This window comes from Micromonospora sp. CA-248260 (assembly GCF_050942205.1).
GTDB classification, from domain to species: domain Bacteria; phylum Actinomycetota; class Actinomycetes; order Mycobacteriales; family Micromonosporaceae; genus Micromonospora; species Micromonospora antibiotica.
The window spans coordinates 1,836,887-1,861,683 of record NZ_CP192021.1 but is presented as its reverse complement, the minus strand read 5'-3'; the positions used below and the strand labels follow the sequence as shown (position 1 = coordinate 1,861,683).

Annotated in this window: 17 protein-coding genes, 3 tRNA genes and 1 pseudogene; 11 read left to right on the top strand and 10 right to left on the bottom strand. The window is 73.1% G+C overall.

What is annotated here, in order from left to right; translation table 11 throughout:
* Positions 1 to 191: 191 nt before the first annotated feature.
* From ACQP2H_RS08535 to ACQP2H_RS08525, 3 genes are all read right to left on the bottom strand, one after another.
* A tRNA-Val gene (locus ACQP2H_RS08535) sits at positions 192 to 263 on the bottom strand.
* 13 nt (positions 264 to 276) lie between these two features.
* A tRNA-Cys gene (locus ACQP2H_RS08530) sits at positions 277 to 347 on the bottom strand.
* 34 nt (positions 348 to 381) lie between these two features.
* Positions 382 to 454, bottom strand: a tRNA-Gly gene (locus ACQP2H_RS08525).
* A gap of 295 nt (positions 455 to 749) precedes the next feature.
* Here ACQP2H_RS08525 and ACQP2H_RS08520 point away from each other — a divergent pair.
* The gene (locus ACQP2H_RS08520) at positions 750 to 1,349 is read left to right on the top strand and encodes a TetR/AcrR family transcriptional regulator (RefSeq protein ID WP_219468817.1); all 600 of its coding nucleotides are present in this window, start codon (positions 750 to 752) and stop codon (positions 1,347 to 1,349) included.
* 388 nt (positions 1,350 to 1,737) lie between these two features.
* Positions 1,738 to 4,398 (top strand): M36 family metallopeptidase, encoded by a 2,661-nt coding sequence (locus ACQP2H_RS08515; protein ID WP_433231962.1) that lies wholly within the window; start codon positions 1,738 to 1,740, stop codon positions 4,396 to 4,398.
* Positions 4,399 to 4,447: 49 nt separating this feature from the next.
* On the opposite strand, the gene ACQP2H_RS08510 is transcribed toward ACQP2H_RS08515, so the two are convergent.
* Positions 4,448 to 5,320: a hypothetical protein gene (locus tag ACQP2H_RS08510; RefSeq protein WP_308291064.1), complete on the bottom strand. Its 873-nt coding sequence runs from the start codon at positions 5,318 to 5,320 to the stop codon at positions 4,448 to 4,450.
* 193 nt (positions 5,321 to 5,513) lie between these two features.
* On the opposite strand from ACQP2H_RS08510, the gene ACQP2H_RS08505 reads away from it, so the two are divergent.
* The 3 genes from ACQP2H_RS08505 (at position 5,514) to ACQP2H_RS08495 (ending at position 9,495) form a co-directional block, all read left to right on the top strand.
* The gene (locus ACQP2H_RS08505; RefSeq protein ID WP_357537944.1) at positions 5,514 to 6,182 is read left to right on the top strand and encodes a class I SAM-dependent methyltransferase; all 669 of its coding nucleotides are present in this window, start codon (positions 5,514 to 5,516) and stop codon (positions 6,180 to 6,182) included.
* 9 nt (positions 6,183 to 6,191) lie between these two features.
* On the top strand, positions 6,192 to 7,370 hold the full coding sequence (locus ACQP2H_RS08500; RefSeq protein WP_363823896.1) for a cytochrome P450: 1,179 nt from the start codon (positions 6,192 to 6,194) through the stop codon (positions 7,368 to 7,370).
* A 634-nt stretch (positions 7,371 to 8,004) separates the two neighbouring features.
* Positions 8,005 to 9,495: a SulP family inorganic anion transporter gene (locus ACQP2H_RS08495; RefSeq protein WP_433231957.1), complete on the top strand. Its 1,491-nt coding sequence runs from the start codon at positions 8,005 to 8,007 to the stop codon at positions 9,493 to 9,495.
* 20 nt (positions 9,496 to 9,515) lie between these two features.
* Here the strand turns inward: ACQP2H_RS08495 and bioD are convergent, their stop codons facing one another.
* Entirely contained in the window at positions 9,516 to 10,220 is a 705-nt protein-coding gene (gene bioD / locus ACQP2H_RS08490) for a dethiobiotin synthase (protein WP_219470807.1), read from the bottom strand.
* Between the two features lie 224 nt (positions 10,221 to 10,444).
* Positions 10,445 to 11,578: pseudogene (locus ACQP2H_RS08485) on the bottom strand (8-amino-7-oxononanoate synthase); the annotation flags it as partial.
* A gap of 393 nt (positions 11,579 to 11,971) precedes the next feature.
* Here ACQP2H_RS08485 and bioB point away from each other — a divergent pair.
* The 3 genes from bioB to ACQP2H_RS08470 are packed head-to-tail and all read left to right on the top strand — an operon-like array spanning position 11,972 to position 13,730.
* A complete protein-coding gene (gene bioB, locus ACQP2H_RS08480) occupies positions 11,972 to 12,967 on the top strand; it encodes a biotin synthase BioB (RefSeq protein WP_208570754.1) in 996 nt (331 codons plus the stop codon).
* Between the two features lie 4 nt (positions 12,968 to 12,971).
* The gene (locus ACQP2H_RS08475) at positions 12,972 to 13,220 is read left to right on the top strand and encodes a hypothetical protein (protein WP_374197555.1); all 249 of its coding nucleotides are present in this window, start codon (positions 12,972 to 12,974) and stop codon (positions 13,218 to 13,220) included.
* Positions 13,221 to 13,223: 3 nt separating this feature from the next.
* Complete coding sequence (locus tag ACQP2H_RS08470) at positions 13,224 to 13,730, top strand: GNAT family N-acetyltransferase (RefSeq protein ID WP_219468803.1); 507 nt, start codon at positions 13,224 to 13,226, stop codon at positions 13,728 to 13,730.
* A gap of 71 nt (positions 13,731 to 13,801) precedes the next feature.
* On the opposite strand, the gene ACQP2H_RS08465 is transcribed toward ACQP2H_RS08470, so the two are convergent.
* Positions 13,802 to 16,273 (bottom strand): non-reducing end alpha-L-arabinofuranosidase family hydrolase, encoded by a 2,472-nt coding sequence (locus tag ACQP2H_RS08465; RefSeq protein ID WP_433231953.1) that lies wholly within the window; start codon positions 16,271 to 16,273, stop codon positions 13,802 to 13,804.
* Positions 16,274 to 16,482: 209 nt separating this feature from the next.
* On the bottom strand, positions 16,483 to 19,518 hold the full coding sequence (locus ACQP2H_RS08460) for a glycoside hydrolase family 9 protein (RefSeq protein WP_363823891.1): 3,036 nt from the start codon (positions 19,516 to 19,518) through the stop codon (positions 16,483 to 16,485).
* A 305-nt stretch (positions 19,519 to 19,823) separates the two neighbouring features.
* Between ACQP2H_RS08460 and ACQP2H_RS08455 the strand changes: the two genes are divergently transcribed.
* Positions 19,824 to 20,228 carry a VOC family protein gene (locus tag ACQP2H_RS08455; RefSeq protein WP_244253589.1) on the top strand — a complete coding sequence of 135 codons (405 nt, stop codon included), beginning with the start codon at positions 19,824 to 19,826 and terminating at the stop codon, positions 20,226 to 20,228.
* A 143-nt stretch (positions 20,229 to 20,371) separates the two neighbouring features.
* On the opposite strand, the gene ACQP2H_RS08450 is transcribed toward ACQP2H_RS08455, so the two are convergent.
* Positions 20,372 to 21,529, bottom strand: coding sequence for a GNAT family N-acetyltransferase (locus ACQP2H_RS08450; RefSeq protein WP_219468796.1), 1,158 nt, complete (start codon positions 21,527 to 21,529; stop codon positions 20,372 to 20,374).
* 89 nt (positions 21,530 to 21,618) lie between these two features.
* Positions 21,619 to 22,320: an amino acid-binding protein gene (locus ACQP2H_RS08445; RefSeq protein ID WP_433231949.1), complete on the bottom strand. Its 702-nt coding sequence runs from the start codon at positions 22,318 to 22,320 to the stop codon at positions 21,619 to 21,621.
* 151 nt (positions 22,321 to 22,471) lie between these two features.
* Between ACQP2H_RS08445 and ACQP2H_RS08440 the strand changes: the two genes are divergently transcribed.
* Together ACQP2H_RS08440 and ACQP2H_RS08435 are read left to right on the top strand one after the other, a co-directional pair.
* The gene (locus ACQP2H_RS08440; protein WP_357538022.1) at positions 22,472 to 23,563 is read left to right on the top strand and encodes a phosphotransferase family protein; all 1,092 of its coding nucleotides are present in this window, start codon (positions 22,472 to 22,474) and stop codon (positions 23,561 to 23,563) included.
* Positions 23,563 to 24,774, top strand: coding sequence for an acyl-CoA dehydrogenase family protein (locus ACQP2H_RS08435; RefSeq protein ID WP_219468788.1), 1,212 nt, complete (start codon positions 23,563 to 23,565; stop codon positions 24,772 to 24,774). Before ACQP2H_RS08440 ends, ACQP2H_RS08435 begins: the two co-directional genes overlap by 1 nt.
* Positions 24,775 to 24,797: the final 23 nt, after the last annotated feature.

Here is a 24,797-nt window from a genome sequence, read left to right as displayed (position 1 = left end):
AGAGTCGGAGCAAGGATAGACATCGCATCGACGCTGAGCGCTGACCTCCCACGAGCCGGGAGGCCGCCCGGACCGGGTGTCGGCTTCCCCGGCATCCGGCGGGGTGCGGTACGTCCCGGCCGGCGGCAGGGCCGGCGGGGAAAAGCAGTAGGACCACCTTCCGGACGCGGAAGGTGGTCCTACTGACCGTGTGGGCGATACTGGGTTTGAACCAGTGACCTCTTCCGTGTCAAGGAAGCGCGCTCCCACTGCGCCAATCGCCCGTGCTTGTTACCGAGGTGGGGACGGGATTTGAACCCGCGTACACGGCTTTGCAGGCCGTTGCCTCGCCTCTCGGCCACCCCACCGAGGTTGCCCCCGTCGTGCGTGGCGGCAGCTCCGAGCGGACGACGGGATTCGAACCCGCGACCCTCACCTTGGCAAGGTGATGCGCTACCAGCTGCGCTACGTCCGCTTGTCTCCGGGACACACCCGGTGACGGATGGAAACTCTAGCCGAGCGGTCGGACCGATGCCAAATCGGGTCGACGGACGGCGCGTCCGGGGCGGTGGGGTGAGCGCCACCACCACCGCCAGAGCGTCCTAGGAAATTCGACTGGTGGCGGTGCCCCGATCTGTCGCACCGTCACCGAACAGGTCGGGAAGCCATCCGACGCGCCGGAGGGACGCTGTCCGGCTTCCGACTGCCACCTGCCCGATCGGTCGGGTCGGTAACTCCCTGTGGTCGTGTCGATGGGTTACCGTAGCGGCGTGACGAGACGTGCCGCCGCCGATGTCCGCCTGGATTCCCTGCTGCGCACAGCCTGCGACGTGATCGTCGAGCGTGGACTCGCCAACACCCGCACCGCCGACGTGGCCGCCGCCGCCGGGGTCAGCCAGGCCTTGGTCTTCTACCACTTCGCCACCAAGGAACGGCTGCTCGCCCAGGCCTTCGCGTACGCCGTCGAGCAGGAACTGTCCCGACTGGACGCGGTGCTGCGCTCCGCCACCCCGCCGCTGACCAAGCTCCGGCGCATCCTGCGCCTCTACACCCCCACCGGCCGCCCCTGGGCGATGTGGATCGACGGCTGGGCGGAGTCGCTGCGTACCCCCGAGTTGGAAAAGGTCTGCCGCCGGCTGGACCTGCGCTGGCGGCAGGACCTGGCGGCGGTGATCTCGGCCGGGGTGACCGACGGCACCTTCCAGTGCGCCGACCCGGCCGGGGCCGCCTGGCGGATCAACGCGGTGATGGACGGGCTCGCCGTCCAGCTCGCCGTGCACGAGCGGGTGATCTCCCGGCGACAGTTCGGTGAGTGGATCCGGCTGGTCACCGCCCGGGAGCTGGGCCTCGAGCCCGCCCAACTCGTCTGATCCGCGCACCGCGCGCCATTGCCCCCACCCGATCCGCCTGGTATCCACGAATGCGCATGCGTAACCACGCCTGCGCCGGGCCGGCGTCGCGCCGGTCCCCGCTCCCACAAGGAGGTTCCGTGCCCAGACCGGAGTGGACACCCCGAACGAGCCGGCACCGACGCCGGCTCGTTCCCGTACTGGCGACCGCCGCCGTGGTCGCCGCCCTGCTGCCCGGCGGAGGCACCGCCACGGCCGCACCGGGCGACACCGCGGCCCCGGCCCCGGGCCGCTCCGGCTCGTTCGCCGACGACCGCCACCAGGGCGCCGACGTCGACAACCGCACCGGTACGGCCGCACCCGACGCCCGCCAGCGCAGCCTGGCCCGGGCCACCGGCGTCCCGGTGCGGTGGAACCGGCTCGGCACCCGCACGCCCTCGGCCCGGCCCGGCTCGCCACCGGCCTGCCCGCCGACCCGGAGGCCGCCGCCCGGCGTTACCTCACCCAGCAGCGGGACCTGTTCGGGCTGGACGCCGACGCGGTCGCCGCCCTCGACCGCCTCCTGGTCCGCCCGGTCGGCGACGGCGCGGTGGTCACCCTGCGGCAGCGCTTCGGCGACCTGCCCGCCGGCCACGACGGCCTGGTCACCGTGGCGGTCGCCGACGGCACCGTGCTCTCGGTCAGCTCCTCGCTGTCCCGGGACACCTCCGCCCCCGCCCCGGCCACCCGCACCGCCGCGCAGGCGTACGACGCCGCGCTCGCCGACGCCGGCCTGGACGCCGCCGGGGTGGCCAGCCACCAGGTGCGGCCGGTCGCCGTGCCCACCCCGCTCGACGGCAACCGGACCGCCTACGAGGTGACCCTGATCGGCCGCGACAGCGACCACCCGGCGGCCTTCACCACCTACGTCGACGCGATCAGCGCAAAGGTGCTGCTCCGCGAGGACCTCGTCGACTTCGACTCCGACAACCCGAGCTGGGCGGTCTACCCGGCCACCCCGCCGCAGGACCTCGCCCCCGGGCAGGACCCCCGGGTCCGCTGGTGCGCCAGCCCCGCACCCGACTGTGTCGCCGCCTTCCGCGACCCGGCGAGCGGGCAGCCCTGGGACGTCGACCTGGCCACCGGAGCCCCCACCGGCACCACCCGGGGCAACTCCGCCAACACGGTGGTCTCCTGGGGCGCCGGCAGCCCGCTGGTCAACGCACCCGCCCGCCCGGACCGGCGCTACGAGTACCCGTTCACCGACCAGTGGCACCAGTCCCGCTGCAACCCGGCGGCGTTCACCTCCGCCCAGCGCAACGACGCCGACGCGGCCACCGCCAACCTGTTCGCCATGCACAACCGGATGCACGACTGGGCCTGGCACCTCGGCTTCACCGAGTCCACCTGGAACCTCCAGGCGGTCAACGTCAGCGGTGCCGGCCTGGGCGGTGACGCCGAGCAGGGGCGGGCCCAGCAGGGCGCGCTGAGCGGCAACCGCAACAACGCCAACCAGTCCACCCCGCGCGACGGGCTGCCGCCCACCACCAACATGTACCTGTGGCAGCCGCAGGCCGGTGGGCCGTACCCGCCGTGCGTGGACGGCGACTACGACATGACGGTGATCGGCCACGAGTACACCCACGCCATCACCAACCGGATGATCGCCGGCCCGGACAGCGGGATCAGCGGGCACCAGGGCGGGGCGATGGGTGAGTCGTGGAGTGACCTGCTCGCCGCCGAGTACCTCTACGAGCACGGTCTGCGCGCCCCCGGTGAGACGCCCTTCGTCACCGGCGGCTACGTCACCGGCAACCTGGTCAGCGGCATCCGCAACTACGACCTTAGCCGCAGCCCGCTCAACTACTCCGACGTCGGCTACAACACCGCCGGACCGGCGGTACACGCCGACGGGGAGATCTGGGGCGCGACCAACTTCCGCATCCGCGCCGCCCTGGTCAAGAAGTACGGCCTGGGCACCCCGCAGCGGCAGCTCGACTGCGCCCAGGGCCGGGTGGCCGCCGAGAACTGCCCCGGCAACCGGCGCTGGGTGCAGCTGGTCTTCGACTCGTTCCTGCTCCAGGCGGCCAGCCAGGTCAGCATGCTCGACATGCGGGACAACCTGCTCACCGCCGACCGGCTGCGCTTCGGCGGGGCCAACCAGGAGCTGATCTGGGCCGAGTTCGCCCGTTCCGGGATGGGCCGCGACGCCGCCACCGTCGGCGCCGCCGACACCGACCCGACGCCGAGCTTCGCCAGCCCGACCGGCGGCAACGCCACGCTGACCCTGCGCCCCCGGGGCGACAGCACCGACGCGCCGATCCGGCTCTACGTCGGCGACTACGAGGCGCGGGCCACCCCGGTCGCCGACACCGACCCGGCCACCCCGCTGCCGGCCACCTTCGAGGCCGTCGCCGGGACGTACCAGGTGCTGGCGGTCGCCCCCGGGTTCGGCCACCAGCGGTTGGAGGTGGTCGCCAAGGCCGGCCAGCAGGGGTACGTCGACCTGCGGCTGAGCCGAAACCTGGCGTCCACCACGTCCGGGGCGACGATCACCGGCGACGGGGTGAACCTGGACCGGATCGGCGACGACACCGAGGCCACCAACTGGGCGTCGTTGACCGGGGTCGCCGGTAAGGGGGTCACCGTCACACTGCCCGGCGGCACGCCGCAGCCGGTGCAGCGGGTCAACGTCAGCGCCATGCTCCGCCCGGCGATCACCGGCGACGCCGACCCCGGCGCGCAGAACGCCCTGAGCGCGCTGCGGTCGTTCGCGGTGTCGACCTGCGACGCGAGCACCACCGACTGTGCCGACCCGGCCCGCTGGACCCGGGTCTACACCAGCGCCGACGACGCGTTCCCCGGCGGGAAGTACCGGGCCTACAGCCGGGACATCATCCTGCGGTCGTTCCGGGTGCCGACCACCGTCGCCACCCACGTACGGCTGGAGGTGCTGGCCAGCCAGTGCACCGGCGGCCCGGCGTACGCCGGTGAGCAGGACGACGACCCGGCCACCCAGACCGACTGCGCCACCGCCAGCCCGGCGCGCGACCAGATACGCGTCGCCGAGTTCCAGGTGTTCGGGAAGTGAAACCCGCCGGGGCCGGGTGGTGGCGCCACCCGGCCCCGGCGGCCCCCGATCACCGTCGGACGGTGGTCCACCGGACCGGTCGACGGACCGGGCGGGCATCGCCCTCCACCCCGTCGGCGGCGGTCCGGGTCAGCTGCCGCAGCCGCATCAGCAGGCCGACGCCGAGGAAGAGCAGCAGCCCACCGAGCAGGAAGGCCGCCTGCACCAGACCGAAACCGCCGCTCTGGTTGGCCGAACGGTTCGCCGCGGGCGGTGGCGGCACCTCGGCGAGCGCCTCCTCGGTCGGCTCGGTCTCCTCCGCGGTCGGCTCCAGCACCTCCTCGGTCGGCTCCGGCGACGCGGTGGTCGGCTCGGGTGCCGCCGTGGTGGGCGCAGGTGCCGTGCCGACGACCTGCCGGGTGGCGCTCTGCCGGGCGAGCAGCCGCAGGTTCGGGTCGTACGCCTCGGCGGCCAGGGTGATCCGGCCCCGGGTGACGTCCTCGGCGAAGGCCACCCGGTAGGTGGCGGTGACCGTGCGGTCCGGGCAGAGGGTGCCCGGGTCGAGTTGCCGGTCGGTCAGCCGGGCCACCGCCCCCTCGGCCCGGATGTCGAGCGGGAACGAGCCGGTCTCCTCGATCCGGTCCATCTTGACCTGGTCCAGTCGTAGCCCCTGCACCGAGAGCACCATCGACCAGCGGACCTTCACACATCCGCCGTTGCCCTTGCGGGACACCACCGCCGAGACCGTTCGTACCTGGTCACCGGCGGTGAACTCGTCGGGCAGGCCGCTCAGCTCGGTGGCGAAGCGGTCCGCCGCCGATGCCGGTGCCGGCCCGGCGAGCCCTGTCCCCGTGAGGCAGGCCAGCACCGCCCCGACCCGTAGCGCGTTCCGCCACACCATCACCACCGCCTCGTCCTCCCGTCGGTCTTGTCCACTCGCCACGCTATGAGCAGGATGGGGAAGCCGGTAGACGGGCGTGTTCGCGCCGAGCGGCAAGTGCGGGTCGGGTTAACACCGACAGTGGTGAACCGGTCACCCGCACCCCACGACACGCCGAAAATGGGTGTGGGGAGCACCATCGGCCGGCGGTGAGGGTGCGCCGGGCCGGCCGACGTGCGGCTGACATCCTGGGCGGGTGTCCGAACTCTCCGCCGCCTTCGTCCGGCTGCACGCCCGGCTCGCCCCGGTCGCCTTCGTACCCGAGGTGCTGTTGCACCAGGCCGACGAGCCGATCGGCCTGTGGGAGCTGACCGAAGGCGAGTTCCGCAGCGCCCAGCCGCCGCCGTTCTGGGCGTTCGCCTGGGCCGGTGGGCAGGGGTTGGCCCGGTACGTCACCGACCACCCGGAGGTGGTCGCCGGCCGCCGGGTGCTCGACCTCGCCTCCGGCTCCGGCCTGGTCGCCATCGCCGCCGCGCGGGCCGGCGCGGCGACCGTGCGGGCGGTGGAGATCGACGAGCGGGCCGTCGCCGCCGTCGCCCTCAACGCCGCCGCCAACGGGGTACGCGTCGACGCCGAACTGGCCGACGTCCTCGACGGCAACGCCGGGGACGCGCAGGTGCTGCTCGCCGGGGACGTCTTCTACAGCGAGGCGATGGCCCGTCGGGTGCTGCGCTTCCTGCTGCGGGCCGCCCGCTCCGGCGCCCGGGTGCTGGTCGGCGACCCGGGCCGGGCGTTCCTGCCCCGGGAACGTTTCCACGAGCTGGCCGGCTACGACGTGCCGGTGCCGGAGGCGCTGGAGAGCGTACGGGTGAAGCACACCACGGTGTGGGAGCTGGATCCCGCCCCGCCGGGGGCCGCCCGCTAGCGTGACCGGGTGCTGTTCCGGGGGTGGGAGGGGGCCGTCGACGGGCCCTGGCCGGACGTGGCCACGGTCGTCGACCGGGTCGGCGGCAGCCATCTGGTGGTGACCCGGCACGCGCTGGTCCGGCAGGTGCTCGCCGACGCGGTGACCTGGCGACCCGACAACGCCCTGGACGCGGTGACGCCGATCCCGGTGGCCGCGCTGCGGGTGCTCACCGCGCACCGGTTCCGGTTGCCGCCGACGCTGGCGAACAACGCCGGCCCCAGCCACCCGGAGATCCGGGCGATCGTCGCCGAGGCGCTGCACCCGGACCGGGTGGCCGCCCAACGGCCGTGGTTGACGGCCCTGGTACGGGACCGGGTGGCCGGGATCGCCGCCGACCTGGCCGCCGGTCGGCCGGTCGACCTGCACGCCCGGCTCGCCGCCGACCTGCCCCTGCTGGCACTGGCCCGGCTGGTCGAGCTGCCGGACGCCCCGGTGGGCGCGGTGAAGGACTTCGCGCGGGCGGCCCTGGAGCTGTTCTGGGCCCCGCTGGACGTCGACCGGCAGCAGACCCTCGCCGTCGAGGTGGGCCGCTTCCACGCCGTACTACGGGAGTTCGCCGCCGTCGGTGGCGGGTTGGCGGCCCGGCTGCGTGCCGCCGGGCACTCCCCCGACGTGGTGGTGGGGGCGCTGTTCTTCCTGCTGGTCGCCGGGCAGGAGACCACCAGCCAGTTCCTGACCCTGCTGCTGCACCGGCTCACCGGCGAACCCGGGGTGCGCGCCGGGTTGCGGGCCGGCACCGTCGCGGTCGCCGACGTGGTGGAGGAGGGCCTGCGGCTGGAGCCGCCGATCGTCACCTGGCGACGGGTGGCCGCGACGGACACCACGCTGGGCGGCACACCGGTGCCGGCGGGCAGCTCGATGCTGCTGTGGCTGGCCCGCGCCGGCCGCGACCCGGAGGTGGTGGCCGAGCCGGCCGGGTTCCGTCCCGGGCAGCGCGGGTCACGCCGGCACCTGGCCTTCGGGGCGGGGGCGCACCGCTGCGTCGGCGCGCAGCTGGCCCGGCTGGAAGCGGCGGTGGTGGTCGCCGAGGCCGCACCGCTGCTGGACGCGGTGACGGTGGTCCGTCCACCGTGGTGCCCGGACAACCTCACCTTCCGGATGCCCGACGCCTTCGTGGTCCGCCGCGCCCACACCCGCCCGACCTGAGCCCCGCCCGGGCCCGCCGCCGGTGCAGGTACGCCGGCCCCGCTGTACGGGTGAACGGGGCAGGTACGCCCGGCCCCGCTGTACGGATTCGCCGACCCTGCTGTGCGGATGAGCAGTCACGGCCTCCCGCCCCACCCGACCCGCCTCGGCCCGGCTCCCGCTCCACGCAGCAGCTCCGCCCGGGGCGGCCCCGACCTGGAACATCTCCGGGGTGGAGCACCTCCGGTCCAAGACACCTCCGGCCCGGACCGACCCCCGCCCGGCACGGATTCGCCGGCACGGATTCGCCGGCACCGGTGTCCCAGTCGGCCCCTTTCGAGCTGATGACGTCCACGCATCATCCTGCCGACCTGCCCAAACAGGCGTAACCGTCACTCACCACAACGGGTTGAACCCACGTGACGCCCAGCGCCACACCAACCCGGGAGGTCAGCGTGCACCCCACCCCAACCCCCCACCACTCCCCCACCCCACCCAAACCCCCGCCCTCCTGGGTTGATCAAGAAGTTTTGGTCAAAACGGAGATCAACGGTGACGCAAAGCTCTTGATCACCGGGGCGAGGCGGGTGGGGTGGGTGGGGTGGGTGGGGTGGGTGGGGTGGGGTGGGCAAGGCGCGTGGAGGGGTGGGGTCAGGTGAGGTGGGCGGCGGTCCGCGGAGACCTGCCGGCGTCGCTGGTGGTGTTCCTGGTGGCGTTGCCGCTGTGTGTGGGGATCGCGGTCGCCTCCGGCGTACCGGTCGAGCTCGGACTGGTCACGGGGGTGGTGGGTGGGCTGGTGGTGGGGGTGATGCCGGGCAGCAGTCTCCAGGTGAGCGGACCGGCCGCCGGGCTGACCGTCCTCGTCGCCGAGGCCGTGGACCGGTACGGGCTGGCCGGCCTCGGCACCATCGTGCTGGTCGCCGGCCTGCTCCAGATCGGGTTGGGGCTGCTACGACTCGGCCGGTGGTTCCGGGCCATCTCGGTGGCCGTGGTGCACGGCATGCTCACCGGTATCGGCCTGCTGCTGATCGCCGGTCAGCTCCACGTCCTGGCCGGCGCCGACACCCCACCGACCGGCCTCGCCGGCTTCACCGGGTTGCCCCACCTGGTCGGGTACCTCACCGGCTCCGGCACGGCACAGGTGTCGCTCGCCGTCGGAGTGGCCACGATCGTGGTCATGCTGCTCTGGGACACCCTGCCCGGCCGGCCGGGCCTGGTCCCCGGGGCGCTGGTCGCCGTCGTCGCGGTCGCCGGGGTGAGCGCCGTCCTGCGGCTACCGGTCGCCACCATCGAGGTGGAGGGCCTGCTCGCGGCGATCCAACCGTCGTTCGGGCACTGGACGGCCCTCACCGACCCGGGGCTGCTCGCCACCGTCGTCACGTTCACCCTGGTCGCCTCGGCGGAGAGCCTGTTCAGCGCGGCGGCCGTCGACCGGCTGCACCAGGGGCCGCGCACCGACTTCGACCGGGAACTCGTCGCCCAGGGCACCGGCAACACCGTCTGCGGCCTGCTCGGCGCGTTGCCGATGACCGCCGTCATCGTACGCAGCTCCGCCAACGTCCGGGCCGGGGCGCGGACCAAGGCGTCCCGGGTGCTGCACGGGGTGTGGCTGCTGCTCTTCGTCGCCGCCGTGCCCGGCCTGGTGGGGCTGATCCCGATGCCCGCGCTCGCCGCCGTGCTCGTGCACGCCGGATGCAAGCTGCTGCCGTGGCGGGCCCTGCCCGAGCTGTGGCGGGAGCACCGGGGCGAAGCTGTGGTGCTGGTGGTGACCGCCGTCGCGATCCTCGGCACCGACCTGTTCACCGGCGTGCTCGTCGGCCTCGGCCTAGCCGTGGTCAAGACCGCCTGGGAGACGTCCCACGTCCGGGTCACCGTGCACGACGACGTCGACCCGGTGCACGTGACGATCAGCGGCAACGCCACCTTCCTGCGGCTGCCCACCATCCTGACCACCCTCGACGGGCTGCCCGACGACCGGCGGGTACGGCTGGACCTCGGCGGCCTGCGGCACGTCGACCACGCCTGCCGTACCGCCCTGGATTCCTGGGTCGAGGCGCAGAACCGCGACGCCGCCGTCAGCGTGCAGGTCGTCGCCCCACGGCCGGCGCAGGACGACCAGCCCCGGCCCGTCCCCGCCACCGAGTGAGGGCACCGGCGGCGGACCGCTCAGCCGGCGTCCTCGGCCCAGGTGCGCCAGTCGTCGAGCACCCCGTACAGGTCGGGGGTGAGCCAACCCGGGGCGGACCGGCGGAACACCCCCGGGTCCATCGACCCGGCACCGGTCGGTAGCGCGCCGAGCAGGTTCGGCACCAACTCGGTCAGGTTCGCCCAGTGCACCAGTTGCGGCTCCGCCGGCCAGGCACCGATCACCACCCCGGCGGGCACGGCCCGACGCTCCAACGCCTCCAGGGTGAGCGCGGTGTGGTTGAGGGTGCCGAGCCCGGCCCGGGCCACCACCACCGCCGGAGCGCCCAGCGACACCGCCAGGTCGGCGACCGTCCACGCCTCGCCCGACGGGCGCAGCCCCATCGGCACCAGCAGCCCACCGGCTCCCTCGACGAGCACCAGGTCGTGCTTGTCGACCTCCGCGCGGATCGCATCGACGGCCGTGTACAGCTCCAGCGGCTCCAACTCGGCGACCCGGGCCGCCGCCAGCGGGGCGAGGGGGTCCGGGTAACTCGACAGGGTGCGACCGGTCAGCGGGGCGGCCAGCCGGGTCACCGAGTCGATGTCGCCGGGCTCGCCGGTGGCCGTACCCGTCTGGCCCGGCTTGACCACCGCGACCCGCAGGCCGGCGGCCTGCGCGGCAGCGGTGATCGCCGCCGTCACCACCGTCTTGCCGACCTCGGTGTCGGTCCCGGTGACCAGCACCGCACCCTTCCACCCGCTCACGGCAGAATCTCGGTTCGCGACTGCGGGGCTCGCAAACCCGGCTCACTCCTCGCGCTCACGGGAACCACCTCAGCTCGCGACTGCGGGGCTCGCAAACCCGGCTCACTCCTCGCGCTCACGGGAACCACCTCAGCTCGCGACTGCGGGGCTCGCAAACCCGGCTCACTCCTCGCGCTCACGGGAACCACCTCAGCTCGCGACTGCGGGGCGCACTCCACGATGGCCTCCAGGGCGTGTTCGAAGTCAGCTCGGGTGACCCCGGCCGAGAGGGTCAGGCGCAACCGGGAGCGGTGGTCCGGGGTGGACGGCGGGCGGAAGCAGCCGACGGCGACGCCCCGGTCCCGGCAGTCGGCCGCCCAGGCGGTGGCGGCCTCCGGGCCGGGGGCGGTCACCGAGACCACCGCGCCGTCGGGGGCGGACACGGTCAGCCCGGCCGCGCCGAGGCGGCGTACCGCGTGCCGGGCCCGGTCGGCCAGCTCGGCCCGCAGGTCGTCGGCGGCCCGGGCCACCGCCACGGCGGCCCGCACCCCGGCGGCGACCGACGGCGGCGGCGCGGTGTCGAAGATGAAGGTACGCCCGGTCTCCACCAGGTGCCGGACGAACTCGGCCGGACCGGCGACCACCCCACCGGCCCCACCGAGCGCCTTGGACAGGGTCGCGGTGACCACCACGTCCGACGCACCGGCGAGCCCGGCGGCGGCCACCGCGCCGGCCCCGGCCGGACCGGTGACACCGAGCGCGTGCGCGTCGTCGACCAGCAGCAACGCACCGTGCTGCCGGGCCACGGCGTGCAACGCGGCCAGCGGGGCGAGGTCACCGTCGACGGAGAAGACCGACTCGGTGACCACCACCGCCGGGCGGCCCGGCGCGGCGGCGAGTGCGGCGGCCACGGCGTCGACGTCGACGTGCGCGGTGACCACCGTCTCCGCGCCGGAGATCCGGCAGCCGTCGATCAGCGAGGCATGGTTGTGGGCGTCCGAGACGAGCAGGGTACGCGGCTGGACCAGGCCCCGGACGGCGGCGAGGTTGGCCAGGTATCCGGAGGAGAAGACGAGTGCCCGGTCGACGCCGAGCCAGTCGGCCAGGTCGTCCTCCAACGCGTGGTGCACGTCGGTGGACCCACGCACCAGCCGGGAACCGGTGGCGCCCAGCCCGTACCCGGCGAGGGCCCGGCCGGCGGCGGCGACCACCTCCGGGTGGGTGGCCAGCCCCAGGTAGTCGTTGCCGGCCAGGTCGATCACCCGGTCGCCGGCGGCGCGGGGGCGCAGGGTGCGGGTGAGTCCCGCCTTCGCCCGCAGTGCGGCGCGGCGGTCCAGGGCCGCCAGCCAGTCCGCCACCGGTCATCGCCTCCGTCCGCCGTTCGACCCGCTCCGCCCGGCCCGTACCGCCCGGCGTGCCGTCCCGCCCGACGCCTGTTGCCGGACGACCGACCCCGCCCGGCTCGTACCGCCGGGCGGGTGGGCGGCGCTGTCGCCGCCGGGCGAAATTACCATCCGCCGGGCCGGCACCGGCGTGGCGGCGGGCCCGCCGCACCGACGTGCGGGGGTGGGGACGGAGCCGGTCGAGGGGTCGGCGGGGCCGGGACCGGGGCGGCCGGCGGGCAGCGGCTCGGGGTCGGCGGAGCCCGGTCCGGGGCAGCGGCTCGGGGTCGGCGGGGCCCGGTCCGGGGCGGTGGGTGGGCGGCGGCTCGGGCGTTTCCCGGCCCGGGGCGGCCTTGTAGGGTACGACCCATGCCAGAGATCCTCGACCAGGCCCGGACCCAGGTGCTGGGCGACGGCGTCGGCCTCGACCAGGCTGGTGTCCTCGCGGTGTTGACCCTGCCCGACGAGCACGTCCCCGCCGCCCTCCAGCTCGCCCACGAGGTGCGGATGCGGTGGTGCGGCCCGGAGGTCGAGGTCGAGGGGATCGTCTCGCTCAAGACCGGCGGCTGCCCGGAGGACTGCCATTTCTGTTCGCAGTCCGGCCTGTTCACCTCCCCCGTGCGCTCGGTCTGGCTGGACATCCCGTCGCTGGTGGAGGCGGCGAAGCAGACGGCCGCGACCGGGGCGAGCGAGTTCTGCATCGTGGCCGCCGTACGCGGGCCGGACGACCGGTTGATGAAGCAGATGCGCGAGGGGGTCGCCGCGATCCGCGCGGAGGTCGACATCCAGGTCGCCGCGTCGCTGGGCATGCTCAGCCAGGAGCAGGTCGACGACCTGGTCGAGATGGGCGTGCACCGCTACAACCACAACCTGGAGACCTGCCGTTCCTACTTCCCGAACGTGGTCACCACGCATTCCTGGGAGGAGCGCTGGGAGACCCTGCGGATGGTCCGCGAATCCGGCATGGAGGTTTGCTGCGGTGGCATCCTCGGCCTCGGCGAGACCGTGGAGCAGCGCGCCGAGTTCGCCGCGCAGCTGGCCGAGCTGGACCCGCACGAGGTGCCGCTGAACTTCCTCAACCCGCGTCCGGGCACCCCGCTCGGCGACCGGCCGGTGGTGGAGGGCAAGGACGCGCTGCGGGCCATCGCCGCGTTCCGGCTGGCCATGCCGCGCACCATCCTGCGGTACGCGGGCGGCCGGGAGATCACCCTCGGTGACCTGGGCACCCGCGACGGCCTGCTGGGCGGGATCAACGCGGTGATCGTCGGCAACTACCTGACCACGCTGGGTCGGCCGGCGACCGACGACCTGAAGCTGCTCGACGACCTGAAGATGCCGGTCAAGGCCCTCTCCGCCACCCTGTGAGGTGATGATGACCGACGCGGGTGACCCGACCACCGACGGCCGTACGGCGGAGTCCGCCGTGCTGACGTCGGACGCGACCTGGTGCGACCGCTGTGGTGCGGACGCCACGGCGGGCCCGCACCCGGGGTGCGCGACGGCCCGGGTGCTGGAACCGCCCCGCTACTGCGGGCACTGTCGACGGCGGATGAAGGTGCAGGTGCTGCCGGTCGGCTGGTCGGCGGTCTGCGTCGAGCACGGCGAGCGGCGGGGCTGAGGCGTGCTGCGCGGGCGGGCGGTCACGCTGCGGCCGGTGACGGAGGCGGACGTGCCCGCCCTGGCCACGATCCGGGCCACCCCGGAGGTACGCCGCTGGTGGCGCGGCGGTGACGACCTGGCCGCGTCGGTGCGGGCCGACCTGGCCGACGACACGGTGACGGTCTACGTCGTCGAGCACGCGGGCCGGCTGGTCGGGGCGATCCAGTGGTACGCCGAGACCGACCCGGACTACCGGCACGCCAGCCTGGACGTCTTCCTCGATCCGGCGGTACGCGGCAACGGGCTGGGCGGGGACGCGGTCCGTACCCTGGTCCGGCACCTGGTCGACGAGTACGGCCACCACCGGTTCACCATCGATCCGGCGGCGGCGAACACGGCGGCGATCCGGGCGTACGCGAAGGTGGGGTTCCGCCCGGTGGGCGTGATGCGGCGGTACGAGCGGGGCGCGGACGGGCACTGGCACGACGCGCTGCTGATGGACCTGCTCGCGGAGGAGCTGGCCGACTGAAACCGGGCGGGGCGTGCCCGGCACCCTCAGGTGCCGGACACGCCCCGGTCGTTGCGCGGGCGCAGGTGCGCCTAGCGCTGGAGGGTGAGGACACCCGGCCGCCACGGCAGCAGGTTGTAGTCAGTGTTCGCGTTGGGGTCCTTGCCCTGGTAGAGCAGTTGCAGGTTGCAGGCGTCGATGGTCTTGGTCTGGTCGGGGTTGGTGCGGACCAGGTCACCGTGGCTGATGTCGTTGGTCCACGTGGCGCCGCTGTTGGCCTTGCCGGCGAAGGGGTTGCTCTCGCTGGCCGCCTGCGGGGTCCACGAGCCGCCCAGGCTGTTGGACGTGAACGACCGGAAGTAGCGCCCCTGGCTCCCGATCGCCTCGACGATCATCAGGTACTGGTTCTGGCCCTGCACCTTGTAGACCTCGACGCCCTCGAACAGGTTGTTGGTCGAGTCCGTCATGATCGTCGTGTAGCTCGAACCGAAGCTGCCCGGGAAGTTCCCCAGCGGCATGCTCGACCGGTAGATCTTGCCGTTGTCACCGGCGAAGAACAGGTACATGTTCTGGTCGTCACCGATGAGGGTCTGGTCGATCACCCCGTACGGGGCGTCCGGGAGGGTGGCGGTGGACAGCGTCTGCGCCGAGGACCAGCCGTTGGCGTTGGTCGGGTCGCTCGACGTCTTGTAGCTGAACGAGGTCGGCCCCCACTGGTACGCCAACACCCAGATGTTCTTCGGGGCGAAGTAGAACAGGGTGGGTGCCACGGTGCCCTGGCTCATGCCGTTCTGGCTGGCCGAGGCCATGTCGGACCAGTTGGTGAACGTGCCGAAGTTCATCGAGCTGTACTGGCCGCTGCTGTTGACGTACGAGCCGTAGACCAGGTGCTTGCCGTTGTAGACGACGTTGGTGAAGTCCTTGAGAGAGACCCAGCCGTTCTTCGGGCTGGTCAGCGCGCCGGTCGACGACCACCGGTAGGTCGACGGGAGCGCGCAGCCACCACCCGGGGGCGGCGTGGTGGTCGGCGGCGGCGTGGTCGGCGGCGCGGTGGTGGGCGGGTTGCTGCCACCGAAGTCGGTGCGCCACTGCTGGTTGGTCTGCCCGTGGCAGTCGTACAGCTGGACCTGCTGGCCGTTGCCGGTGCCCCAGACGTCCAGGCAGCGGCCGGACTGCACGCCGCTGATGGTCCCGTTGGAGTTGATGTTCCACTGCTGGTTGGCCCCGCTGTTGCAGTCCCAGATGATGATCCCGGTGCCGTTGGCGGTGGCCGCGCCGTTCGCGTCCAGGCACTTGGTGCCGTAGACCCGCAGCTGCTTGTTGCTGGTGTACGTCCACTGCTGGTTGGACTGGCTGTTGCAGTCGTAGAGCTGCACCCGGGTGCCGTTGGTCTGGGTGGAGTTCGGCACGTCGATGCACCGGTTCGACGCCACGCCGACGATCCGTCCGGCACCGCCGCTCGGCGGCGGGGTCGTGGTGGGCGGGGGCGTGGTGGGCGGGCCCGTGGTCGGCCCGGAGGTCGGCGGGGCCGCGTTGAGCGCGTTGAGGACCGAGTTGTACGCGGCCTTCTTGTTGCCGCCGCCGTCGAACAGCAGCGGGTTCTCGTTGGAGCGCCAGGAGTCGCTGTCGCGCACGCCCCACACGGTGATGCCGATGCAGCGCGGCACGTTCAGGCACGCCTGGGTCAGCCCGGCGTACTGGGTGGTGGAGGAGTTCGTGACGTCGACCTCGGTCAGCGCCACGTCCACCCCGAGGGCGGCGAAGCTGGACAGCGTGGTCTGGAAGTTGCTCGGCAGCGAGCTGCCGCCGGTGAAGTGGGTCTGCAGACCGACGCAGTCGATCGGCACGCCCCGGGACTTGAAGTCCTGGATCATGCGGTAGACGCCCTGCGTCTTGCCGTACGACCAGTTCTCGATGTTGTAGTCGTTGTAGCAGAGCTTCACCGACGGGTCGGCGGCCCGCGCGGTGCGGAACGCCACCTCGATCCAGTCGTTGCCGGTGCCCTGGAGGTTCGACGACCGGCGGCTGCCGTCCTCGTTGAACGCCTCGTTGACCACGTCCCACGCGGCGAGCTTGCCCTTGTAGTGGCCCATCACGCCGTTGATGTGGTCGATCATCGCCTGGCGCAGCGTGCTGCCGCTCAGGTTCTTCATCCAGTCCGGCTGCTGCGCGTGCCAGGCCAGGGTGTGCCCACGGACCTTCAGGCCACGCTGGGTCGCCCAGTTGTAGATCTGGTCACCGGAGTTGAAGTTGAACTGGCCGCGCTGGGGCTGCGTCGCGTCCGGCTTCATCTCGTTCTCGGCCGTGATCATGTTGAATTCGCGGCCGGCGATCGTGCTGTACGTCGAGTCGCCGAGCCGGCCGGCCGCGATAGCCGTGCCGAAGTACCGGCCCGACTGCGCGGCGGCCGCGCCCAGCGTGGTCGCGGCGGCGTTCGCCGACGGCATCATCACCGCGACTGCTGCCACCGTCACGACGCTGACCGCGCCGGCGAGCAGCGCCCGGACGGCGGGTGGTCGCCGTCGCCGGCTCCCGCCGTGGTGAACGGATGGGCTTGTTGCCATCGTGGCCTCCTTGCTGGCCAACAGCCGGGCCGTCGGGACGGGACGGCCGGACGTATCGGTTGTCACATCTAGTGCCGTCGATGTTTCCATCATGTGCCGGCCGGAACAAAGATGTTTCGGAAAAGTATCGGAATATTTTTGGCCGCGCCCGGCCCGACGAGACGTGGCCGGTCACCCAGGGTGCGGTGCCGGCCACGTCACGTCGATGATCAGGAGACCGTGCAGGCCGCCCCGTTGAGGGTGAAGGTGGTCGGCTTCGGGTTGCTGCCGGTGTGGGTGCCGTTGAACCCGATGCTGGTGGACGCGCCCGGGGCCAACGCCCCGTTGTAGCTCATGCTGGTCGCCGTCACCGCCGCCCCCGTCTGGGCGAACGTCGCCGACCAGCCCTGGCTGACCTTCTGACCGCTGGTCGGGAAGGTGAAGGCCAGGCTCCAACCGTTGAGCGCGGTCGTACCGGTGTTGGTGATGCTGATGCTGGCGGTGAAGCCATTGGTCCAGTCGGTGGTGGTGTAGCCGACCTTGCACGACGAGGCGGGCGTGGTCGGGGTCGGGGTGGGCGTCGGGGTGGAGGTCGGCGTCGGGGTCGGCGTCGAGGTGCCCGGCAGGGTCTGCACGGTGAGCGTCTTCGACGGGGTGGACGGGTTGCCGGCGGCGTCCACCGCCACCACGTAGAACCCGTACGACGTGTCCGGCGTCAGCCCGGTCACCTGGGCGGTGGTGCCGGTGCTCGTGGCGACGACGAGATGGGCCGGCCAGGACGTCTTGTAGACCCGGTAGCCGGTGACCCCGACGTTGTCGGTGGACGGCGTCCAGCTCAGGGTGACCCCGTTCGCGCCGATGTTCGACGCGGTCGGGGTGCCCGGCGGGGTCGGCCCGCTGGTGTCCGAACCGGTGCCCGCCGGGGTGGCCACCGCGAGCGCCGACGACCACAACGAGCTGTTGCCGGCACCGTCGCGCGCCAGGACCGAGAACCGGTAGTTGCTGGCGGGCGAGAGCGTGGTCAGGGTCAGGCTGTTGGTGGTGGTGCGGAAGGAGGAGCGCACGTCGCTGCCGACCGGCTCCATGGCGACGTCGTAGCCGGCCACGCCGCTGCCACCGGTGTCGGTGGACGCGGGCCAGGTCAACGTCAGGCCGGTGGGCGTGATCGCGGAGGCGACCGGGGTGCCGGGGACGGTGGGCGGGGTGGTGTCGGTCGGCGTCGAGGTCGGCTCGTCACCCCAGACCCGGGTGGTCCCGGCGTACAGCGGCACCTTCGGGTTCGGGCCGGCGGTGGCCTGGTACGACGGGTCGTTGGTCGGATCCCAGGTGCCGCCCTCCGGTACGCCGATCTTGAACTGCACCTCCATCCGGTGCTGCGACTGCCCGGCCGGGGCGATCGTGTAGCCGGTGCAGTCCACCTCGACGTACCAGATGTCGCCGGAGAGCTGCTTGGCGGTCGACGGCGACGGGCACCCCTGGGTGTAGCCGGGGGTGACCTGCACGGCGGTGCTGCCCTCGGGCCGGAAGTAGTAACGGAACTTCCCGTTGGTCAGCGCCCGCGCCGGGAACGCCGACTTGTTGTAGACGACCGCCTTGAGCCCGGTCGCCCGGGGCTCGGCCTGCATCACCGTGGTCTCCACGGTCAGCTCGGCGATGTCCGGGGTCTCCGCGCTGGGGAAGTTGGCGAGCGGGGTGCCGCCGTACTCGGAGGAGAGCCGGGCCAGCGCGGAGGTGAAACCGGCGTTGTAGTCGGTGGCCACCTCGTTCATCACGTAGTCCGACCGGCTGTCGGAGTAGGCGTCGTTGGCCGCCGACGGGCCGCCGACCAGCGCGCCGTAGAGCACGTGCCGGGTCTCGACCGGCACCGTCTGGCTGTCCCACCAGGAACCGTGGGCGGTGCGGTGGTGTGGGTTCTTCGGCGCGTTGGCGCCGAAGCCGATCATGTAGCTGGACTTGCGCGGGTTGTCGCCGAGCGCGTAGTTGACCTGCCGGACGGCGAAGTCGTGGAACCGGGCCTTGCGGGTGGCGTCGGTGGTCTTGTCGCTGTAGACCAGCGCCGCGAAGCTGGTGTTCGCCGCGTACCGCAGCGCACCCCAGGAGTCGAGGACGGCCATCCCGCCTGGCGAGTAGGGCACCTTCTGGCCGTTGACGCCGACCGTCCAGTAATCGAGCCACCGGTTGGCGTCGTCGACGTACTTCTGCTTGCCGGTCAGGTTGGCCAGCAGCACGTACGCCCCGAACTGCTTGTTGTCCCAGGCGAGGGTCCACTTGTAGGACCGGGTGGTGGACTGCGGCTCGGTGCCGAGCTTGTCGTACTCGCTCTCGGCCTTGGCCAGGTAGGTCGCGTCGCCGGTGGCCCGGTGCAGCCAGATCGCCCCCCAGACCAGTTCGTCGGTGTAGCCGCTCCACGACTTGTAGAAGCTCGTCGCGTCGGTGATGCACTCGTGGTAGCTCTTACGCACCGTGTCGGCGAACGTGTAGAGCTGCTTGGCATGGGTGAGCAGCTTGTCGGCGTAGGCGGCGTCGGTGGGCCGGAACACCATCGACGACGCGGCCATCGCCGCCGCCGTCTCCCCCGCCAGGTCCGCACCCCCACAGCTCGCATCGATCTTGTACGCGGGCCGCGCCATCGGCAGCACCTCGGCCGGACCCCACCACTTGTGGTCGTCGTCGCCCTTGCCGACCTGCCCGTAGAGCACGTTGGCCGAGGGGTGCGCCTTGATGAAGTAGTCGTTGACGAAGCGCAGGTTGTTCAACAGCGGGGTGAGCTGCCCTGAGGCGACGTACCCGTCGCGGTACTCGACCGCACCCCAGGCGAGCATGGTGGCGCTGAACGCCATCGGAAAGCCGAACTTCACGTGGTCACCGGCGTCGTACCAGCCGCCGGTGAGGTCCACCCCGACGTCCGCCCCGTCGGTCAGCGCGGAGTCGCCCCGCCAGGAGACCCGGTTCCAGGACGGCTTCTTGCCGGACTGCTGCGCCTCGTAGAACAGCAACGACTTCTGCAGCGCCTCGGGGTAGTTGAACATGCCGGTGCCGGCGGCCTCGGCAGCCGTGGTGCGCTCGGCAGCCGCGCGCTCGGCAGCGGCGGGAGCGGCCCCGGCGGCAGCGGCGCGCTCGGCCCCAGCGGGAGCGGCGCCGGCGGTGAGCGGGAGGGCGCTGACGGCGAGGGCCAGCCCGCTGGTCAGGGCGACACCGGTGGCGAACAGGCGGCGGAGCCGAGGTCGGCCCCCGCCCGACCGGCCCGGCCGGTTCGGGTGCTGCATGGCGAAACTCCTGTCGGTGGTGCCTCCGGCGGCGCCCACCGGACGCGGGGACGGGGGCGTCGCGGGTGGTGAGCGCCGCCGGAGGCGGGTGGTGGTGAGAGAACCGAAGGAGTCGCGGGAGCGCTCCCATGGATGTGCGCCAATGTAATCGTTCGGTCATCGGTTTGTGAAGGGGCCAACCCCCACGACACCCGGAAGAGCCCGCGGAAAACACGCAGGGCGCGGAGGGACGGGGCGGGGGTGCGGAGTTGGGGGCGGGGGATGTTCGTACCGGGGCTGGGCGTCGACGTGACTAGCCTGGATCGATGTCGATGATCGAACAGGTGTCGTTGGGGGTGACCGACGACCGTCGCGCCGGCCGGTTCTGGGCCGAGGCGCTGGGTTACGTCCGTCGCCCACCCCGCTACCCGGCAGACGAGTGGATCGTCCTGGAGCCGCCGCCGGGTACCACGGGGGTGGCGCTGGCCATGGACGTCAGCGAGAGCCCGGTGGCGGAGTTTCCCCGTATCCACCTCGACCTGCACGCGGGTGACCGGGACCTCGACGACGAGGTGGACCGGCTGCTCGGGCTGGGTGCCGACCGGGTCGACTGGCCGCACTATCCTGCCGTACCGGAACCCGGCCAGCTACCGTACGTCGTGCTCGCCGACACCGAGGGGAACCGGTTCTGCGTCTCGGGGCACCGCCGGGCGGGCACCTTCTTCGGCTGATCCGGGGCATCGCGCCGGACATGGGCAGGGCCCCCGCACCGGGGGCCCTGCCTGTGCACCGTCCCCCGCATCGGAGTTCGGCCTTGCACCGGGAGGAATGCCCCCGCCCGGTGCCGTACGGGTCGTCTCGATGGTCGGTGGGGTCAGCAGATCCCACCGTTCGTGCTGGTCGGCCGGGTGCCGCCCACGCTCGTGCTGGGGCGCGGGATTCCGCCGGTGACCGGGACGCCGGTCGCTGGAACGCCGGCCAGCGGGACGCCGGTCGCCGGTACGCCGGCCAGCGGGACGGTGACGGTGAGCACGGTGCCGTCCCGCTCGACCGTCGCGGGCCGGCCCAGCCGGGCCAGTGTCCGCACCATCGGCGTGTTTTCGGCCTGGGTGTGCAGGACCAGCGCCGCGTAGCCGGCCCGCTCGCCGTGGGTCAGCAGCCGACGCAGCAGCGCGGTGCCCAGACCACGTCGCTGCCAGTCGTCGCGGACCAGCAGCGCCACCTCCGCCTCGTCGCCCTCGGCGAGCAGGTTGGCCAGCGCGACGACCGACTCCGCCGCCCCGTCGGAGCCGGTCGTCGTGGCCACCAGGGTCAGCCCCCGGGCTGGTTCCAGCAGGCGGCGCAGCCGGGTCGGCGAGGGCAGCGCCGCGCCGCTCAGATACCGCCGTTGCCGGCTCCGCGCCGAGCAGCCCTCGTGCAGCTCCAGCACCCCGGCCAGGTCGTCGGCGGTCGCTGGCCGGAGGGACAGTTCCGCCCCGTCGGGCAGCACCAGGGTCACCCGGTCGGCTTCCCGCCGGGCCACCGCCGCCGCCAACTCCACCAGCGCCTGCGCCCGCGCGTATTCCGCCGGGGTGAAGCTGGGTGCCTGCCGGCGCAGTTCGTAGGAGCCGCCGGTCGGGTCGGTCAGCAGCATGGTCGTGGTGCCCACCGCGTCGTGCCCGGTGGCGGACGTCGGTCGCCAGGTCACCTCGTCCGCGCCGAGGGTGGCCCGGAGCACCTCACCGGCCTGTTCCGGGTCGCCGACCAACCGGGTGGCCAGGCCGAGCACCCGGGTCGGCTGGTCGGCCAGGCCACGCGCCTCGCTGCGCGCCACCCAGCAGTTGCGACCCCGGCCCCGCTCGACGGCGGCGATCAGGTCCGCCTCGTCGAGCGCGTCCGGCGCGTCGACGAGGAAGTCGTCCACCGCACCGACCTCGGTGGTGTGCACCTGCACGGTGAGGATGTTGACTCCTCGCAGCGCGAGACTCGCGGTGAGGACCGACAGGTAACCCGGCCGGTCGTCCACGGTCGCCCTGACTCGCCACAGCGCCATGCCCACTCCCTTCCCCACCACGAAGCCTGCCCGGGGCCTGTTGCCGTGGCGTTGCCCGGTGGTGTCGCACCGGCAACCGTTCGCCCAGGTCAGGTGACGGTGGTCACCGACTGCGGGCCGACCAGGTCGAGCCGGTCCCCGAGGATCACCGCGCTGGCCCGGACCAACTGGGCGAGCCGGTCGACCTCGGTGGCGTGGAACCCGGCGGCGGTCAACGGCTCGGTGTGGTCCCGGGCCACCACCAGCACCAGCCCGGCCCGGCCGAACGGCGCGATCGCGTAGTGCGTGCCGTCGGCCATGGTCAGGGTGCGGGCCCGCAGCGGGGTCACCTCGGGCAGCCGGGGCGGCTCCGGGGCACGCCAGCTGGCGTGCCCGACGGTGGCCGTCCCCGCGCCGGCCCGCGAGGCCCAGTCCAGCGGTACGACGGCCGCCACCGCCCAGTCTGCGGCGAGCAGCCCCGGTACCGCGTCGACCAGGGTGGCCACCCCGTCGGTGGGGTTCGCCGCCACCTGGGCGAGCAGTTCGGCGTCCTGACCGGTGGTGGTCGGTGCCCCGATCGCCCGCCACACCCCGTCGACGCGCACCCCGGGGATGGCGGCGAGACCGGCGAGCAGGCCCTCGACCCGGGCGGCGCCCGGCCAGACCACGGTGAAGTCGTCGACCGCGCGGCCACCGAGCCGCTCCAGCACCACGACCTGGACGATGTCGGCACCGGAGACGCCGAGCGTACGGGCCACCTGGCCGAGTGTCCCGGGGCGGTCCGGCAGGGTCACCCGAACTCTCAGCAACATGTCAGTCCCTCCGCTCGGCGGGCCGGCCGCACAGGGCCGGCAGGCTGTTGCCAGCCTGCCGGTTGACCATTTCGCCCCTGTTGCCGTGGCATGTCCCCGGCGGAAAATGGCTGACCTTGACAACCCGGCTGACCTGCCCTCAACTATTCGGATGACCGAGCCGGCCGTCGACGCGTCCCCCGGCAGCCGGCCCGGGCCGCCGTACGCCGCACCACCGGGGCTGGACCTCGACCGGTTGCACGGCTGGCTGGTCGCGCACCGGCCGGAGCTGGTGGCCGACGGGCCGCTGCGGGCCACCCTGATCACCGGCGGCAAGTCCAACCTGACCTACCTGCTGCACTGCGGCGGACGCGAGGTGGTGCTGCGCCGCCCCCCGCTGGGGCACGTGCTGGCCACCGCGCACGACATGGCCCGCGAGCACCGGGTGATCGCCGCGCTCGCACCGACCGCCGTGCCGGTGCCCGAGGCGCTGCTGCTCTGCGCCGACCCGGCGGTGATCGGCGCACCGTTCTATCTGATGCAGCGGGTGCCGGGCGAGGTGCTGCGCACCCGGGCGCAGACCGATCCGCTCACCGACGGCCAGCGCCGCGACCTGGCCTGGGCGATGATGGACACCCTCGCCGCGCTGCACACCGTCGACCCGGCCGAGGTGGGGCTGGCCGACTTCGGTCGTCCCGAGGGCTACCTGGGCCGGCAGGTGCGGCGCTGGGCCGGCCAGCTCGACCGGTCCCGCAGCCGGGAGTTGCCCGGGGTGGACGAGTTACGCGACGCGCTGGCCGCCTCGGTGCCCGAGGGCGTCAACGCCGGTCGGATCGTGCACGGCGACTACCGGCTGGACAATCTGCTCACCGCGGTCGACCCGGTGTCGGTGCGGGCGGTGCTGGACTGGGAGATGGCCACCCTGGGTGACCCGCTGGCCGACCTGGGGCTGCTGCTGACGTACTGGGACGTGCTCGGCGACAGTGATCTCGCCGAGGGCAACCCGGTCGCCGACGGGCTCGGCCCGCGCGCGGGTTTCCCCACCGGCGGCGAGCTGATCGACCGGTACGCCGGGCGCAGCGACGTCGACGTGGGGCCGCTGCACTGGCACCTGGCCCTCGGCTGTTTCAAGCTCGCGGTGATCTGCGAGGGCATCCACTACCGGCACACCCTGGGGCAGACCCTCGGCGGTGGGTTCGACCGGATCGGCGAGATGGTGCCGCCGCTGGTCGAGCACGGTCTGCGCGCGGTCGGGGGGAACTGATGGACTTCGGGTACGACGAGCGCACCGTCGAGCTGCGGGAGCGGCTCGGCGCGTTCCTGGACGAGTGCGTCCTGCCGGCCGAGCCGGTGCACGCCGCACAGGTCGCGGCGGCGGGTGACCCGTGGGCCCGGCCCCCGGTGCTCGACGAGCTGAAGGCCGAGGCCCGCCGTCGCGGCCTGTGGAACCTCTTCCTGCCCGATCCGCGCTACGGCGCCGGGCTGACCAACCTGCAGTACGCCCCGCTCGCCGAGCTGACCGGGCGCAGCCCGCACCTGGCCCCCGAGGCGGTCAACTGCGCCGCCCCGGACACCGGCAACATGGAGCTGCTGGCCGAGTTCGGCTCCGAGGCGCACCGCGACAGATGGCTCGCCCCGCTGCTGGCCGGCGAGATCCGTTCGGCGTTCTGCATGACCGAGCCGGAGGTGGCCTCGTCCGACGCCACCAACATCGCCACCCGGATCGTCCGGGACGGCGACCACTACGTGGTCAACGGGCGCAAGTGGTGGTCGTCCGGGGCGATGGACCCCCGGTGTGGGTTGTTCATCGTGATGGGCAAGACCGACCCCACCGCCGACCGGCACCGTCAACAGAGCATGGTGCTGGTGCCCCGGGACACCCCGGGGGTGCACGTCCGCCGGGGCATGACCGTCTTCGGTTACTCCGACGCCCCGCACGGCGGGCACGCGGAGATCGACTTCGTCGACGTCCGGGTGCCGGCGGAGAACCTGGTCGGTGGCGAGGGGGCCGGGTTCGCCATCGCCCAGGCCCGGCTCGGTCCGGGCCGCATCCACCACTGCATGCGGCTGGTCGGGATGGCCGAGCGGGCCCTGGAGCTGCTCTGCCGGCGGGCCAACGAGCGGATCGCGTTCGGCCGGCCGCTGGCCGAGCAGGGGGTGGTCCGGGAGTGGATCGCCGAGTCCCGGGTGCGGATCGAGCAGGCCCGGCTGCTGGTGCTCAAGACCGCTTGGCTGATGGACACCGTCGGCAACCGGGGCGCACACACCGAGATCCAGGCCATCAAGATCGCCACGCCGGCGATGGCCGAGTGGGTGATCGACAAGGCGATCCAGGGGTACGGCGGCGCCGGGGTCAGCCAGGACACCCCGCTCGCCGGGCTCTGGGCCCAGGCCCGCACCCTGCGGCTCGCCGACGGCCCCGACGAGGTGCACCGCTCGTCCCTGGCCAAGCGGGAGCTGCGCCGCTGGTCCTGAGCCTGAGCCTGAGCCGCCGGCCG

Excerpts from the sequence above, each read along its gene's own strand:
- ACQP2H_RS08445 (WP_433231949.1), bottom strand. The coding sequence starts at position 22,320 with ATGTTGCTGAGAGTTCGGGTGACCCTGCCGGACCGCCCCGGGACACTC.
- ACQP2H_RS08460 (WP_363823891.1), bottom strand. The coding sequence starts at position 19,518 with ATGCAGCACCCGAACCGGCCGGGCCGGTCGGGCGGGGGCCGACCTCGG.
- ACQP2H_RS08435 (WP_219468788.1), top strand. The coding sequence starts at position 23,563 with ATGGACTTCGGGTACGACGAGCGCACCGTCGAGCTGCGGGAGCGGCTC.
- ACQP2H_RS08450 (WP_219468796.1), bottom strand. The coding sequence starts at position 21,529 with ATGGCGCTGTGGCGAGTCAGGGCGACCGTGGACGACCGGCCGGGTTAC.
- bioB (WP_208570754.1), top strand. The coding sequence starts at position 11,972 with ATGCCAGAGATCCTCGACCAGGCCCGGACCCAGGTGCTGGGCGACGGC.
- ACQP2H_RS08455 (WP_244253589.1), top strand. The coding sequence starts at position 19,824 with ATGTCGATGATCGAACAGGTGTCGTTGGGGGTGACCGACGACCGTCGC.
- ACQP2H_RS08475 (WP_374197555.1), top strand. The coding sequence starts at position 12,972 with ATGATGACCGACGCGGGTGACCCGACCACCGACGGCCGTACGGCGGAG.
- ACQP2H_RS08440 (WP_357538022.1), top strand. The coding sequence starts at position 22,472 with ATGACCGAGCCGGCCGTCGACGCGTCCCCCGGCAGCCGGCCCGGGCCG.
- ACQP2H_RS08465 (WP_433231953.1), bottom strand. The coding sequence starts at position 16,273 with ATGGCAACAAGCCCATCCGTTCACCACGGCGGGAGCCGGCGACGGCGA.